We start from the raw sequence: 16,027 nt of genomic DNA on the forward strand, positions 1-16,027 counted from the left end.
CTTTACTTGCTGATGCGGTAACACCAGCGTTTCAGTTTTCCTTCAAAATCAAACGGTGTGCTGGCCCTGGTAATATCCCTGATCTCACTTGCGTGTATGGCCGCTTCATCGATCACAAACCTGGTGTAGTTGGTGCTGAAATAAATCAGTCCGCCTGCCACGGTGGCCGCCAGCACATCGTTCAGCAGTTCCACATGGTCGCGCTGTATATCGAGTATATCCTTCATGCGCTTGCTGTTGCTGAATGTGGGTGGATCCATCACCACCAGATCAAAGCTGTTGGGGCGCAGGGTTTTCAGGTATTGTTTGACATCCGCGTGAATAAACCGGTACCGCGCGGGATCTTTGAGCCGGTTGATGACAAAATTGTCTTCGGCCCAGTTCAGGTAGGTTTTGGAAAGATCAACCGAAGTCACTTCCGAAGCGCCGCCCGATGCCGCATATACTGAAAAGGATCCCGTATAACAAAACAGGTTCAACACCCTTTTGCCCTGGCTTAGTTCCCTGACCATCTGCCTGGTGCTGCGATGATCGAGAAACAGACCCGTATCGAGATAGTCCGTAAGGTTTACCTGGAATTTAAGCCCGTTTTCCAGCACGGTAAAAAACTCCTGCCGCATATCCATCTTCTCGTACTGTCCTTCGCGATGCGATTGCCTTTTCCGCTGGCGTACGAACATTTTTGCAACGGGTATCTCCATCACTTCCTGTATCACCTGCAGGCATTTGTCAAGCCATTCCTCATGCGCTTCATCCGTCATGCCATGTCTGCGCAGGTATTCGGCGAGGTAAAGTTTGTCTTCGTACAATTCAATACAGAAAGGAAACTCGGGCAGGTCGTGATCGTATACACGGTAGCAGCCCACCTGCATGCGTTTTGCCTGCTTGCTTCGGTGTTTATACACTTTTGCCAGCCTGTTGCGAAACATATCGGCCTTGGGAAAATCGGTCATCAGGCAAAAATAGAGGGATTGGCGGATTTGTTGCTGCTATCCCCTTCGCTGATAATCCGCCCGGGCTTTTTCTCCCAATCTGCAAATCCACTATATTTAAACACTAAAACTCACTGAATGAGAAAGACCATTCTGCTAACGGTAATGGCATTCCTTTCGGCGCTTGCTGATGCACAGGATTACAGCAATGCCGCCGCACAGGCCAACCGTTTACAATCGCTTGCCAAAGCCTACCCGCAGCTGGCCAGTCTGCGCTCGCTGGGAAAAACCCCGGGCGGACACGACCTCTGGCTGTTAACCATCGGAACCGGAAAAACAGAGGACAAACCTGCCATCGCCGTAATCGGCGGTGTGGAAGGCAATCACCTGCTGGGAACGGAATTATCGATCGGCTTTGCGGAAAACATGCTCAAAGCAAGTGCTTCGGACAGCATCCGGCAACTGCTGGCACGCACCACGTACTATGTATTTCCCAATATGAGTCCGGATGCCATGGAGCAGTATTTTTCCAGGCTGAAATACGAACGCACCGGCAACGGAACGGAAACAGATGATGACAGGGACGGGAAACTGAACGAAGACGGCGTGGATGATCTCGACGGCAACGGCAAGATCACGCTGATGCGTATCGAATCTCCCGTGGGAGAATACCGCCTGCACCCGGATGACGCACGGGTGCTCATCAAAGCCGATCCGGCCAAGGGCGAGAAAGGGAAATACATCCTGCTGCAGGAGGGCATCGACAACGATAAAGACCGGCAACTGAACGAAGACGGCGAAGGCGGCGTTTCCATCAATCGGAACCTTACTTACCGGCACAATGTGTTTGCGCCCGGTGCGGGTGATTTTCCTGCCAGTGAAAAAGAATCGCGTGCCCTGCTCGATTTTCTGTTCGATGCTTTCAATGTATACGCAGTGGTGAGCTTTGGTTCCAACAACAACTTATCGACACCCGTAACCTATAATGCCGCGGCCGCAAAAGAGCGTATCGTTGCCGGTTACCAGGAGCCCGACGCAAAGGCAAACGGGATGGTGAGTGAACTGTACAACAAACTCACCGGTCTGAAAGACGCACCCAAGACCAATCCCGGCGGAGGCGATGTATTGTCATGGGGGTATTACCATTACACACGGTATTGCTTCAGCACACCCGGCTGGTGGGTGCCCAAAACAAAACCCGACACTTCCAGGAAAGAAAAAGCATTTACCGTAGAGGATCCCGCGGCCAATTACCTGCGCTGGGCACAGCAGCAGGGCATTACCGGCACGTTTACGGAATGGAAGACCGTGCAGCATTCCGATTATCCCGGTCAACGGGTGGAAGTAGGCGGTATCGATCCTTTTGTATTGACCAATCCCCCTTACCAGCTGGTACCCGATATCGTGAAAAAACACACCGAATTCCTCGTAAAGCTCGCCGCGCAGCAGGCCGTGATCGAAACAGCCAACCTGAAAACCGAAAAGCTGGGCAACGGCCTTACACGCGTAAGCATCGATGTGATGAATACCGGCGGTTTATCGACCCATACCAAACTTGGCGAGCGCAGTTACTTCCTGAAGAAAATGAAAGTGTCTGTAAAAACCGATAAACAGGAGATCGTGGGCGGAAGAAAAATATTCCTGCTCAATTCGCTGGAAGCGGGCGCCACACAGTCGTTCAGCTGGCTGGTAAAAGGCAGCGGCACCATCAGCATCGAAGCGGGCTGCCCCACCGCAGGTACCAAAACAGTGCAAGTAACCCTCTAAACGCATTTTATGAAACGCATCATACCATTTTTGTTCACCCTCGGTTGTTCCCTTGCCGTGACGGCGGTGCAGTCGCAAACGGCAGAACAGCTTTTTAAAGCGGCGGGGTCGCCGGTCAACCCAAAAGTGGCCATAACCTGGAACCGGTATTACGATCATGCCGGTATTGCCGAGATACTGAAAAAGATCGCAGCCGCACATCCCGAACTGGCCAGGCTGCAGTCGATCGGCAAATCCTACGAAGGCAGGGATATCTGGTGCATCACCATTACAGATTTCAAAAAAGGCAATCCCGATAAAAAGCCGGGAATGTATATCGATGGCAATATCCACTCCAATGAAATACAGGGTGCCGAGTTTGCCATGTACACCGCCTGGTATATGACGGAGTCTTTTGCCGATAACAGATTTGTACAGGAACTGCTTGCCGATAAAGTGTTCTATATCATACCCACCATCAACCCCGATGGCAGGGACAGTTATATGCACCAGCCCAACACCGCCAGTTCTCCGCGTTCGGGTATGAAGCAGATCGATAACGACGGCGACGGACTGGTTGATGAAGACAAATACGACGACCTGGATGGCGACGGCAATATCACGCAGATGCGCCGCAGGAACCCGAACGGCCGTTACAAGATCGACCCTAAAGACCCCCGGTTCATGGTGAGGGTGGGCGCCGATGAGAAAGGCGAATACGAATTGCTGGGCGGAGAAGGCATCGATAACGACGGCGACGGACGCGTTAACGAAGACGGTTACGATTTCCAGTATGATCCCAACCGCGACTGGGGCTGGGGATGGCAGCCGAACTACATACAGGGCGGCGCCTATAAATATCCTTTTTCCCTGCCGGAGAACCGCGCTGTGATGGAATTTGTATTCAAACATCCGAATATCGCAGCCGCACAGTCGTTTCATAATTCGGGCGGAATGATCCTTCGCGGGCCGGGCGGACAGGAGGATGTGGGCACCTATAACGCACAGGATGTACAGGTATACGATATGATCGGCAAGAAAGGAGAGGAATTGCTGCCCGGTTACAAATACCTGGTGGTGTACAAAGACCTGTATTCCGCTTACGGCGGAGAGCTCGACTGGTTCTATGCAGGCCGCGGCATCTACACCTATTCCAATGAATTATGGACTGGCTACCTCATGTATATGCGGGAACTGAAAGGGGAGAACGAACTGTACAATTTTGACAGGGATCTTTTACTCGGAGATGGTTTTGTAGCCTGGAAGGAATACGATCATCCGCAATATGGCAAAATAGAGATCGGCGGTTTCAAGAAAAATACCGGCCGTGCGCACCCGGGATTCCTGCTTGAATCCGATGCCCACCGCAATATGGCGTTCAGCGTATACCACCTGTATTCCACACCGAAACTGACTGTACAGGAGATCGCCGAAAAAGACCTTGGCGGCGGTTTGAAAGAAGTTACCGCGGTGATCAGCAACGAAAGGATCATGCCCACGCACAGCAGCCAGGATGTAAAGAACAGGATCGAAAGGCCGGATTATATCTCGCTTGTAACAAGCGGTAAAATACTTGCCGGTATGCGTGTTGAAAACCGCGACATGAATATCACCTCGGAGCAACCCAACAACCCCGATACCATCGAAGTGCCCAATATTCCCGGTCTCGGCGCCGTTACCGTTCGCTGGATCATTCAGGGAGGAGGAAAGTATACGGTGAACGTGGACAGCCGCAAAGGAGGAACGGCTTCGGGAACGAAGTAGGGTATAGTGAATGAAAAAAGGGATTTGGTACCTGGTCTGAGTACTCTGCAAGGTCAGCCGTTGATCGCTCAACGAACCGCCGCTGCAGATTACCTGTTCCGGATACCGGATCCCTTTTTTTATGGACAACAGGCGGCTATTTCAGTTTCGCCAGTGCCTCGCTGACCCTTCCCCATGCTTTTTCGATATTCTGCATGCTGTTGGCAAAGGAAAAACGAACACATTTGGGTTCGCCGAAAGCATCTCCCATAACAGAAGATACATGCGCTGTATTCAGCAGGTACATACTGAGATCGGCCGCATTGCTGATCGTTTCTGTTCCGTTCGATTTACCGTAATAGGCACTCACATCGGGGAACACATAAAATGCACCCTCGGGAGCAAAACATTTAAAGCCCGGGATACCGGCTACCAGTTCCAGCGTGCGCTGGCGCCGGCGGGTAAACTCTTCCGTCATTTCTTCCGAAGGACGAAGATTACCGGTCAGCGCCGCAACGGCAGCTTTCTGTGTGATGGAGCAGGTACCGCTGGTAAACTGTCCCTGCAGCTTTTCACAGGCTTTTGCGATCTGCGCATTGGCCGCTATATAACCCAGGCGCCATCCGGTCATGGCAAATCCCTTACTCAGGCCATTGATCAGTACCACGCGGTCTTTGATGTCTTCAAACTGCGCAATGCTCTCGTGCTTGCCAACAAAGTTGATGTACTCATAAATCTCGTCGGAAAGAATGATCACACCCGGATTTTTGCGGAACACATCGGCCAGCGCTTCCAGCTCCGCCTTGCTGTATACCGCACCGGAAGGATTGCAGGGCGATGAGAACATGAACACTTTGGTCTTTGGCGTAATGGCCGCTGCCACCTGCGCCGGTGTGGGTTTGAAATTTGATTCCACGGAAGTGCGTATCTCCACCACTTTACCACGTGCTATCTTAACCAGTTCTGAATAAGTTACCCAGTAAGGCGTGGGAATCACCACTTCGTCACCCTCATCCACCAGCGCCAGGATCGCATTTGCAAGGCTCTGCTTTGCACCCGTGGAAGTGATGATGTTCTCAGGTTTATACTCCAGGTTATTGTCGCGTTTCAGCTTGGTGCAAACCGCCTCGCGCAGATCGGCAAAACCGGCCACCGGCGTATAATGGCTCCAGTTATCATTGATGGCCTTGATGGCTGCATCCTTAATGTGCTGCGGGGTATCAAAATCGGGTTCGCCAAGGCTGAGATCGATTACATCAATGCCCTGGGCTCTCAATTCACGGCCCAGTTTGGCCATTTTCAGGGTCTCAGGTTCGTTAAATCTGTCTAACAGAGAAGAAAGCTGCATACTTGTTTGGTTAATGACTACGGTTGATAATGTTTTCGAGGGCGTAAGTTCGGTAAAAACAGGCAAACAGGGGTTAGTTTTAGGGGTGGGAGCGTGATTTTTTGAAAACCGCAAGAGTGAAAACGGTTGCATTGTTTAATGGCTGTTGGCTGTGACCCGGCAGTCTGACCATTTAACAATACAGCCATAAAGTCAACGACAAATCAACTCCGTCCTCCCGTACCTTTGCCACATGCCGCATGAAGCCATTTCTGTTTTCGATATGTTCAAGATCGGCGTAGGGCCATCCAGTTCGCATACCCTGGGGCCATGGCGGGCGGCGCTTCGCTGTGTGGATACCATACGGCAGAAGACCGCGCTCGACCAGGTTGCCTCCCTCACGGTTTTGTTATACGGTTCACTGGCCAAAACAGGCCGGGGTCACGGAACGGATATCGCGGTGCTGATGGGATTGTCGGGAGAGGATCCCGTAACCATCGATGTAAACGCCATCACCCCAAAAACCACGGCCATCAGCATCAACCGGCGTATCCCGCTCGGCGGAGAAGTATGGCTGGATTTTGACGTAAAGCAAAACCTGCAGTTCCTTTTTCACGAGTCGCTGCCTTTTCATCCCAATGGTCTTTCTTTTCTGGTGGAGCTGAAAAATGGCGATAGCTGGAGCGAGACATTCTACTCTATCGGCGGGGGCTTTGTGGTGAAGGAAGGAGAGGATTCGGACAAAAAGAACCGTATTGAACTTCCGTTCCCCATCAATACCGCGGAAGACCTGCTTCATTTCTGTATGAAGGGTATGGCCATTCACGAGGTGGTGATGGAGAACGAACAGGCCTGGCGCCCCGAAGAAGAAACCAGGAAGGGCATGCTGCGCATCTGGCAAACCATGCAGGAATGCACCTACCGGGGCTGTCATGCCAATGGCGAATTACCCGGCGGACTACAGGTAAGAAGAAGGGCTTTTGATCTCAATAAAAAATTGATTAAAGACCAGCAATACACTGATTTCCAGGAATGGATAACCTGTATACGGAATGGCGGCAGCGGTTTTCAGTACATACTCGACTGGGTAAGCTGTTTTGCATTGGCGGTGAACGAAGAAAACGCTTCGTTCGGAAGGGTGGTAACGGCGCCCACCAATGGCGCAGCGGGTGTGATACCGGCGGTGCTGCTGTATTTTGTTGTATTCAACGACGGATACAGTGAGGATAAGATCACCAGGTTCCTGCTTACGGCTTCGGAGATAGGCAGCATATTCAAAAAAGGCGCTACGATCTCCGCCGCAATGGGCGGCTGTCAGGCCGAGATCGGCGTATCGTCTGCCATGGCGGCGGCGGCGCTGACCGAATCCCTTGGCGGCACACAGCGCCAGGCGCTGATGGCAGCCGAAATAGCGATGGAACATCACCTGGGACTTACCTGCGATCCGATCGGCGGACTGGTGCAGATACCCTGTATCGAACGCAATACCATGGGCGCCATCAAAGCCATCACGGCTTCGCAGCTGGCGCTGCAGAGTTCTCCGGACTATGCCATCGTCAGTCTTGATAAAGTCATTACAACCATGTGGCAGACAGCCCTCGATATGAACAGCAAATACAAGGAAACCGCCGACGGCGGCCTGGCAGTGAATGTGCCCCTGAGTTTGCCGGAATGTTAGGGGAGAATCGTGAGACGTCAAACCTCAGACGATTCCCCTCATGGAACAATTATTGAATCATCTCTCAAAACCTTTCCGTGGCAAAAAAACAAATTGTGATCCTTGGGGCCGGGTTTGCAGGGCTGGATCTGGCCAAGCGGATGAAAGATACCGGGTACGAGATCACGCTGATCGACCAGTATAATTTTCACCAGTTCCAGCCTTTGTTTTACCAGGTGGCCACGGCGAGACTGGAACCGAGTTCCATATCCTTCCCCCTGCGCAAGGTGTTCCAGAAAAAAAAATGCGTGCATGTTCGCCTGGCCAGGGTATCGGAAATTGATGTAGCGGCCAAAACAGTCCGGACATCAGAGGGCGATTTTGCCTACGATTACCTCGTGATCGCAACCGGCTGCACCACCAATTATTTCGGCAACCGGAACATAGAGCAATATGCTTTTCCGATGAAATCGACCACGGAAGCGATCACGCTGCGCAACCGCATCCTGCTGAATTTCGAAGATGCCCTGTCTGCAACGGTGGAAGAGCTGCCCGCCATCATGAATATTGTGGTGGTGGGAGGCGGGCCCACAGGTGTTGAACTCTCGGGTTCGCTGGCGGAACTGAAGAAATATGTCCTTCCGAAAGACTACCCGGATATGGATTTCTCCAGGCTGAACATATACCTGCTGGAAGCCGGCCCCGTAACGCTGGCGCCCATGAGCAAGGCCTCGCAGCAGAAATCGCAGGAATACCTGGAGAAAATGGGCGTACAGGTGTGGACTAATGCGCTTGTAGAGGATTACGACGGAAAAACGGTAAAGCTGAAAGACGGCCGTACCATACCCACCCATACGCTTATCTGGGCGGCGGGTGTAAGCGGCAACCTGCCTGCCGGCATTCCGAAAGAACAGGTGGTACGCGGCAACCGCATCAGGGTAGACCGGTATAACCGCCTCGAGGGGCACGAAGATATTCTGGCGATCGGCGATATTGCTTATATGGAAACACCGGAGTTTCCCAAAGGACATGCGCAGCTGGCGAATGTAGCCAACGCTCAGGCCAAGAACACCGCAGGCAATTTTGAACGGCTACGCAGAAACAAACCGCTGAAACCTTTTGAATACAAAAATCCCGGCACCATGGCCACGGTGGGAAAACGAAAAGCGGTGGTAGACCTTCCTTTTATGAGCTTCCAGGGAAGAATAGCCTGGTTTGTATGGATGTTCCTGCACCTGATGCTGATCCTGAATGTAAAGAACAAGCTCATCATCTTCATCAACTGGGCGATCAGTTATTTTACCAACGACACCACCCTGCGCCTTATCCTCCTGCCTTCCGGCAGAGAAGTAAAAAGCGGGGAAAGGAAAAATGAAACGGCGAGCCCGGGATAAGGGTTCCTTTGTCAATGTCAGTTAAGCTCGATCTCTTCAATAGACAGGTTGCTGAAATCGCGGATCTCGTTGTAGAGCGTGCCGCGTTCGATGGGTTGTCTTTTTACCTGCCGGATCAGTGAAACCAGCTGTGCCGTACTCATAACGGGTGTTTGTTCTTCGCTGCCGGCCATGGAGTAGATCTTCGTTGAATCGTCGATGGTGCCGTCGATATCGTTTACCCCGAAAGACAGTGTAAGCTGTGCGTTCTTCCGGCCAAGCATGGGCCAGTACGCTTTGATATGCGGAAAATTATCAAGGTACAAACGTGCCACGGCATACATCCGCATGTCTTCCACCACGGTTGACTCGGGCACATCGCTCATCTCATTCTGCTTGTTGCGGAATTTCAGCGGGATAAAAGTGTTGAACCCGCCGGTCTCATCCTGCAACTGGCGTAAGCGATCCATATGATCGATACGATGCGAATAAGATTCGATATGGCCGTACAGCATGGTGGCGTTGCTGTGCATACCCAGCCGGTGCGCCGCGCGATGGATCGCAAGCCATCCTTCCGCATCCACCTTGTCTTCACATATCTGTTTGCGGATATCGGGGTGAAAAATTTCGGCGCCGCCTCCGGGCAATGAATCCAGTCCCGCTTCATGGGCCTGTTTCATTCCCTCCGCCACGCTCAGTTTTGCCTTGCGGAACATATAATCCAGTTCCACCGGTGTAAACGCTTTTATATGCAGTTCGGGGCGATGCGCTTTTATGGCACGCAGCAGTTCGAGGAAAAACTCCATATTCATCTTTGGATGAACGCCGCCCACAATATGCACTTCGGTAACGGGTTTGCCATCATAGCTTTTTACGATATGCATCATCTGTTCAATGCTCAGTTCCCAGCCTTCTTCGCGGTTGGCATACAAACGCGAATAGGAACAGAACTTACAGGAGAACACGCAGACATTCGTAGGTTCGATATGAAAATTTCGGTTGAAATAGGTTCTGTCGCCATGCTTTTCCTCTCTCACCCAATTGGCCAGGGCGCCAAGCCAGGCAAGCGAGGCCTTCTCAAAAAGCGCAACGCCGTCATCGAAAGAAAGCCGCTCTTTACGAAGTATTTTTTCACCGATCGATCTGAGTTGTTCATCACTTGTTGCCGCAACAAGAGCGGCGGGAGAGAGGGTGGCATTCATATCGCAAAATTAACCAGTAATAAGGTAATAGCCGGGAACTTTTATCGGATACCTTGTATCTGCGGGTTTGTTTCACCGCAGTTACGGGGAGGGCGGAGTTGCGCAGGGGAACCAATCGGTATCTATCCGGCTGAATTTTTACCGTACAACAATGTTCCCGGATATAATGCAGGCAGTATACCCAACCGCATTTTAACGATCAGTCAGGAATTGCCTAATGTTTCACAGGCTCCGCCGCCGATCTGTCGTGTTTATACCGGAACACCAGCGGGAAGGTAATTCCCAGTACCAGCGCATACCCGGCAAAAGTGAACCAGATGCGCTGCCAGTCTTTTACGCCGTTTACGGTAAAATGATCCACTACCCAGCCGCTCAGGGTGCCGCCAAGATAGGCGCCAATGCCGTTTGTCATCAGCATGAACAGTCCCTGTGCGCTTGCACGGATCTTGATATCGGCTTCCTTCTCCACGAAAAGAGAACCGGAAATATTAAAGAAATCGAAAGCCATTCCGTAGATGATCATCGACAGTATCAGCATCCACAGACCGGGCCCCGGATCGCCGATCGCGAACAGACCGAAACGGAACACCCAGGCAAATATGCTCATCAGCATCACATTCTTGATGCCGAAGCGACGCAGGAAAAAAGGGATGGTGAGAATGAACAGGGTTTCCGAGATCTGCGAGATCGAGCTTAATACAACCGGGTGTTTTACACCAAAAGTATCGGGATAGCTGTTCTTGAAATCGTCCAGGAAAGTGGCGCCGAATGCATTGGTGATCTGCAGGGCCGCGCCCAGCAACATGGCATACAGGAAAAAGATCACCATCTTCTTTTTGTTGAACAGCACAAACGCATCCATCCCCATAGAAGAGGCCACACTTCTCTGCGAAGCCATTTTTACCGGCGGACAGCCGGGCATCGAAAACGAATAAATACCCAGTGCCATTCCCGCCGCAGCGCTCACATACAGCTGCATGGGGCTTTTGGTGAACCCAAGCAGGTCAACCACCCACATCGCGCAGATAAAACCAACGGTTCCCCATACGCGGATAGGCGGAAAATCCTTTACGATCTGAAACCCGCGTTTCTCCAGGATGATATACGATACCGTATTGTTCAGCGCTATGGTGGGCATGAATACAAAGGAATTGAACAGCATCAGTATATAGAACGTACCATAATCCTTAACCGTGGAAGCCAGCAGCAGTAATATGGCGCCGGCTATATGGCAAAGCCCCAGCACCCTTTCCGCATTCATGAAACGGTCTGCAATAATACCCATCAACGCAGGTGTGATCAGCGAGGCAATACCCATTGTGGCATATACGGCACCTACCTGTCCGCCTGTAAAACCCAGCGTAACGATCATATAGGTACCCAACGATATCAGCCAGGCACCCCATACAAAGAACTCCAGGAAATTCATGATCAGCAGACGGAACTTGATGTTCATGCGTTCAGGTTTAGCGGGAAAGGTAAGGAATATCGAATATTGAACAAGGAATGTCGAATACCGATCTGTTTATTGCAGCATTCAATATTCCTTGTCCGATATTCAAAAAAAAAGGCACTCTTTTCAGAATGCCCTTTTTAGCTATGTTATCCGGCGGTTATCAGATATGCGCCTGGATCTTTTTGTCAAGAACGGATTTCGGAACCGCACCGATCTGTTTGTCCACGATCTGGCCGCCCTTGATGAAAAGGATGGCAGGGATAGAAGTTATGCCGTAGTTCACACTAAGGCTGGGGTTATGGTCTACATTCACCTTGCCCACGTTGATCTTGCCATCGTAGTCCTTTGCCAGTTCTTCGATAACCGGTCCGATCGCACGGCAGGGTCCACACCATTCTGCCCAGAAATCCACCACGGTAAGTTTATCGCTGTCCAGTACAGTCGACTGGAAATTGGCATCTGTTAATTCTAAAGCCATTTTTTTTTATTTAAAGGTTATTGATTGCTGATTGATTATGCAGGAACATCAAATATATATCCAATCCAAAATTTATGCTGTTTTGACTTTTCCACCACTGTTATTAATGACGGAGCAGCAGTTAAAACCTGACAGCCGGGCAGGATTTTTTATAATTAATTGAAAATGAACTTGTTTGTATTTTGGAATTGGGAAATGGGAAATTTTGAAACTGGATAGAAAGACGGGATCAATCCAATTCCAAAATAATCCTCAGCTTACCACGCTCACATGTATCTCCAGATCCGGGTTGTTCAGCAGGAATTCCGCCATTTCCTCGTTCATCTGAAAACCTTTTTCAAAGGAAGAAAGACTCACTTTCAGGTTTTCCTTGGGTTCATAGATATGGAACCGCAGCGTGGACTTACCCGGGAAACTGCGGACATTCTTATCTACGAAACTCACAAAATCGGGTGTTACCGCCGCAGGATGCACATTGATATCGAGGCTTCTTGTCAGGTTCTGTTTCACGGTTTCGAGCAGCGTCATGCTGCTGACCTTGAAATCAAACTCGTTCGGCCGGTTATACCTCGGCCTGAAATAGCCATTGATCACGATGTTCTGTCCGCGTTCGAGGTAATTCTGGAATTTGATATAGTCTTCGCTCCACAGCACAAATTCCGTTTTGCCGCTGAAATCCTCGATGGAGAATGACCCGAAGTTCTTGCCCGTTTTGGTTACCCGGTGCTGCACATCGGTGATGAGTCCTGCCACCCGGAAAGACCTGCCCGGATTGTTCTGGGTCTGTATCGAATCCCTGAACTCGTTAAAATCGTTGATAGCGGTGATGCCGTAATATTTCAGTTCAAATTTAAAATGATCCAGGGGATGCCCGCTCATGAACATGCCGGTCACTTCTTTTTCGTGCTCCAGCAACTCGGTCAGTGTCCAGGGCTCGCAAACCGGTATCTTGGGCGTGGGTACCTGCATGGCTGCGGGCAGATCGCCAAAAAGCGTGTTGGAACTGCCGGCGGCAAGTGAAAGCTGGGCCTGCCCGTAGCCGATGATCTTCTCCAGTCCGGATGCGCGTTCCCCGTCGGCCACATGAAAATACTGCGCGCGGTGATAGGCCGTAAAACAGTCAAATGCCCCCGAATAGGCAAGGCTTTCCAGCGATTTTTTGTTCACGCTTTTCTGGGAGATGCGTTTGATAAAATCGAACACGTCTTTATACCCGCCGTTCTTATTCCGTTCGATGATGATATTATCCACTGCCGCATCGCCCACACCCTTCAATCCGCCGAGGCCAAACCGGATCTCGCCTTTCTGGTTCACGGCAAAACCCTTTAACGATTCATTGATATCGGGGCCAAGCACTTTTATGCCCATACGCTTGCATTCTTCCATGAAAAAAGTGATCTTTTCGATTGCTCCGGCATGGTTCAGCACGGCCGACATGTATTCGCCCGGGTAATGCGCTTTCAGGTAAGCCGTCTGATAGGCTACGAATGCATAGCAGGTAGAATGCGATTTGTTGAAGGCATACTGCGCAAACGCTTCCCAGTCGGTCCATATCTTTTCCAGTTTATCGGCAGGGTGTCCTTTGTCAGAGGCGCCGGTAACAAACTGGGTCTTCATTTTGTCCAGCACCGATTTCTGTTTTTTACCCATGGCCTTACGCAGTACATCCGCATCGCCCTTGGTAAACCCGGCAAGTTTCTGGCTCAGCAGCATCACCTGCTCCTGGTATACGGTGATGCCGTAAGTGTCTACCAGGTATTCTTCCATATCGGGCAGATCGTAGCTGATCTCTTCCCGCCCGTGTTTGCGGTCGATGAACTTGGGAATATACGCAATTGGACCTGGGCGGTACAGGGCGTTCATCGCAATCAGGTCGTCGAATTTATCGGGTTTCAGCTCGCGCAGGTATTTCTGCATACCCACACTTTCGAACTGGAACGTAGCATTGGTTTCGCCGCGCTGGTACAGCTGGAATGTCTGCTCGTCATCGAGGGGAATTGTATCAAGATCGATCTCCACGCCATGGTTCTGCCTGATCAGTTCCAGCGCTGTTTTCAGAATCGACAGCGTCTTCAGTCCCAGAAAGTCCATCTTGATAACCCCGGCATCTTCGATTATGCTTCCTTCTATCTGGGTTACCCACAGGTCAGAATCCCTGGCCGTAGCCACCGGCAGTAATTCGGTCAGGTCTTTCGGGGCGATGATGATACCGGCGGCATGGATGCCTGTATTGCGTACAGAGCCTTCCAGCCTTTCCGCTTCTTTCAGCACCTGCGCCCTGATATCGGTTCCGTTGTATATTTCACGGAGTTTCCTGATGTTTTCTATGTCTTCCTGCTGGTAGCCTTCTTTTTCCTCGAGCGATTTTTCTCCTTCCTTGGCGGTGATGGGCGCTTTCAGCACACGGCGCAATTCCGTACCCGGTTTATCGGGTACAAGTTTGGCCATCATATTGCTTTCCGCCAGCGGAAGATCCATCACGCGCGCCACATCCTTGATACTCATCTTGGCAGCCATCGTGCCATAGGTCACGATCTGCGCCACCTGGTTCTTGCCGTATTTGTCCACCACATAATCGATCACTTTCTGTCTTCCCTCATCATCAAAATCGGTGTCGATATCGGGCATGCTCTTACGGTCGGGGTTCAGGAACCTTTCGAACAGCAGGTTGTATTTGATGGGATCTATATTGGTGATGCCGATACAATAGGCCACCACGCTGCCCGCAGCAGATCCGCGGCCGGGCCCTACGAATACGCCCAGTTCGCGGCCCGCCCTGATAAAATCGCTTACGATCAGGAAGTATCCCGCAAAACCCATGGTCTGGATCGTGAACAATTCAAAATCGATGCGCTCCTGTGTATCCGGACTGATATCGGTATACCTGGCTTTGGCGCCTTCGTACGTGATATGCTTCAGGTACTCCCACTGGTTCAGGTTGGCATCTGCATGCACCTGGAATTCTTTGGGAATGGGAAAGGCAGGAAGGAGTATGTCTTTCTTAAGATTGAGTATCTCGATCTTGTCCACCACCTGGTTGGTATTGTCCAGTGATTCGGGGATATCCGAAAACAGCCGCGACATTTCCTCTGTGGTCTTGAAATAGAACTGGCTGTTCGGGAATTTGAAACGCCTGTTCTTTACCTGCAGTTCGTCGTTCACAAAATCATCAAATCCGGGTGTGCTCTGCTTTTCGCCGGTGTTGATGCAAAGCAGGATATCGTGCGCGTTGGCATCTGTTTCGTCAACATAATGGCTGTCGTTGGTGGCAATGACCGGCACATTGTATTTTTTTGAAAATTTGAGCAGGGTATTGTTGATCAGTTCCTGCTCCTTAATATTATGTCGCTGCAGTTCGATATAATAATCCTCGCCGAACAAATCGATCCACCATTTAAACTCCTGCTCCGCTTTTTCTTCCCCGTCGTGCAGTATCGTCTGCGGCACATAGGCCCCGATGCAGCAGGTGGTGGCGATCAGTCCCTCGTGGTATTTTTCGATCAGTTCCTTATCGATGCGCGGGTATTTGCTGTACATACCCTCGATAAAACCCAGTGAGGTGAGTTTTACCAGGTTCTGGTAACCGGTCTTGTTCTTTGCCAGCAATACCTGGTGATAGCGTTCGTCCTTCATATCCTTGGTGAAGGATTTGGCATGACGGTCGCGCACCACATAAAACTCGCAGCCTACGATCGGTTTTACTTTCGGTTCCAGGATGTCTTTGCCATTGGCGTCTTTACCCACCACCTTGGTATCTTTCCATGCCTGGCTTACAAAATCAAAAGCCCCGAACATATTGCCATGATCGGTGATGGCCAGGGCCGGCATCCCGTCTTTCGCAGCCTTCTTGTACAGCGAACCTATAGCGGCTGCACCATCAAGCAGGGAATACTGGGTATGTACATGAAGATGAGAAAACTGCATAGGAGGTAAAAGTCTGAAGTCAGAAACAACTTACAAATTTCGGTTTTTGGAGGGGATTGCGGGGGCGCAATTTTCCACAGAAAAGTTAAAAGGAGGGGGGTAGCCACCCGGGTCCGTTCCAAGTTATGCACACCCGCTCATTTTCCCTGCAAAATCCTAAACTTAATCCACATTCCCCTTTTCCATCGA

General features: G+C 50.9%; 10 protein-coding genes. 4 read left to right on the forward strand and 6 right to left on the reverse strand.

Annotated features, from left to right (window positions below; genetic code table 11):
- Positions 1 to 2 precede the first annotated feature (2 nt).
- The gene (locus GWC94_RS06290; RefSeq protein WP_235918469.1) at positions 3 to 953 is read right to left on the reverse strand and encodes a class I SAM-dependent methyltransferase; all 951 of its coding nucleotides are present in this window, start codon (positions 951 to 953) and stop codon (positions 3 to 5) included.
- Positions 954 to 1,070: 117 nt separating this feature from the next.
- Between GWC94_RS06290 and GWC94_RS06295 the strand changes: the two genes are divergently transcribed.
- Together GWC94_RS06295 and GWC94_RS06300 are read left to right on the forward strand one after the other, a co-directional pair.
- Complete coding sequence (locus GWC94_RS06295) at positions 1,071 to 2,699, forward strand: M14 family metallopeptidase (RefSeq protein ID WP_161834178.1); 1,629 nt, start codon at positions 1,071 to 1,073, stop codon at positions 2,697 to 2,699.
- Positions 2,700 to 2,708: 9 nt separating this feature from the next.
- Positions 2,709 to 4,442, forward strand: coding sequence for a M14 family metallopeptidase (locus tag GWC94_RS06300; protein ID WP_161834179.1), 1,734 nt, complete (start codon positions 2,709 to 2,711; stop codon positions 4,440 to 4,442).
- 136 nt (positions 4,443 to 4,578) lie between these two features.
- Here GWC94_RS06300 and GWC94_RS06305 read toward each other — a convergent pair whose 3' ends face one another.
- The gene (locus tag GWC94_RS06305; RefSeq protein WP_161834180.1) at positions 4,579 to 5,769 is read right to left on the reverse strand and encodes a pyridoxal phosphate-dependent aminotransferase; all 1,191 of its coding nucleotides are present in this window, start codon (positions 5,767 to 5,769) and stop codon (positions 4,579 to 4,581) included.
- Positions 5,770 to 6,001: 232 nt separating this feature from the next.
- On the opposite strand from GWC94_RS06305, the gene GWC94_RS06310 reads away from it, so the two are divergent.
- Positions 6,002 to 7,426 carry an L-serine ammonia-lyase gene (locus GWC94_RS06310; protein WP_161834181.1) on the forward strand — a complete coding sequence of 475 codons (1,425 nt, stop codon included), beginning with the start codon at positions 6,002 to 6,004 and terminating at the stop codon, positions 7,424 to 7,426.
- Between the two features lie 77 nt (positions 7,427 to 7,503).
- Positions 7,504 to 8,799 carry an NAD(P)/FAD-dependent oxidoreductase gene (locus tag GWC94_RS06315; RefSeq protein WP_161834182.1) on the forward strand — a complete coding sequence of 432 codons (1,296 nt, stop codon included), beginning with the start codon at positions 7,504 to 7,506 and terminating at the stop codon, positions 8,797 to 8,799.
- Between the two features lie 17 nt (positions 8,800 to 8,816).
- Here the strand turns inward: GWC94_RS06315 and mqnE are convergent, their stop codons facing one another.
- The 4 genes from mqnE to dnaE all read right to left on the reverse strand — a co-directional run bounded on the left by mqnE (position 8,817) and on the right by dnaE (position 15,838).
- A complete protein-coding gene (gene mqnE / locus GWC94_RS06320) occupies positions 8,817 to 9,980 on the reverse strand; it encodes an aminofutalosine synthase MqnE (RefSeq protein ID WP_161834183.1) in 1,164 nt (387 codons plus the stop codon).
- Between the two features lie 214 nt (positions 9,981 to 10,194).
- Entirely contained in the window at positions 10,195 to 11,436 is a 1,242-nt protein-coding gene (locus GWC94_RS06325) for a nucleoside permease (RefSeq protein WP_161834184.1), read from the reverse strand.
- A gap of 160 nt (positions 11,437 to 11,596) precedes the next feature.
- Complete coding sequence (gene trxA / locus GWC94_RS06330; RefSeq protein ID WP_161834185.1) at positions 11,597 to 11,914, reverse strand: thioredoxin; 318 nt, start codon at positions 11,912 to 11,914, stop codon at positions 11,597 to 11,599.
- A 252-nt stretch (positions 11,915 to 12,166) separates the two neighbouring features.
- Entirely contained in the window at positions 12,167 to 15,838 is a 3,672-nt protein-coding gene (gene dnaE / locus GWC94_RS06335; protein ID WP_161834186.1) for a DNA polymerase III subunit alpha, read from the reverse strand.
- Positions 15,839 to 16,027 lie beyond the last annotated feature (189 nt).

Source organism: Sediminibacterium soli (genome assembly GCF_009939225.1).
GTDB classification, from domain to species: domain Bacteria; phylum Bacteroidota; class Bacteroidia; order Chitinophagales; family Chitinophagaceae; genus Sediminibacterium; species Sediminibacterium soli.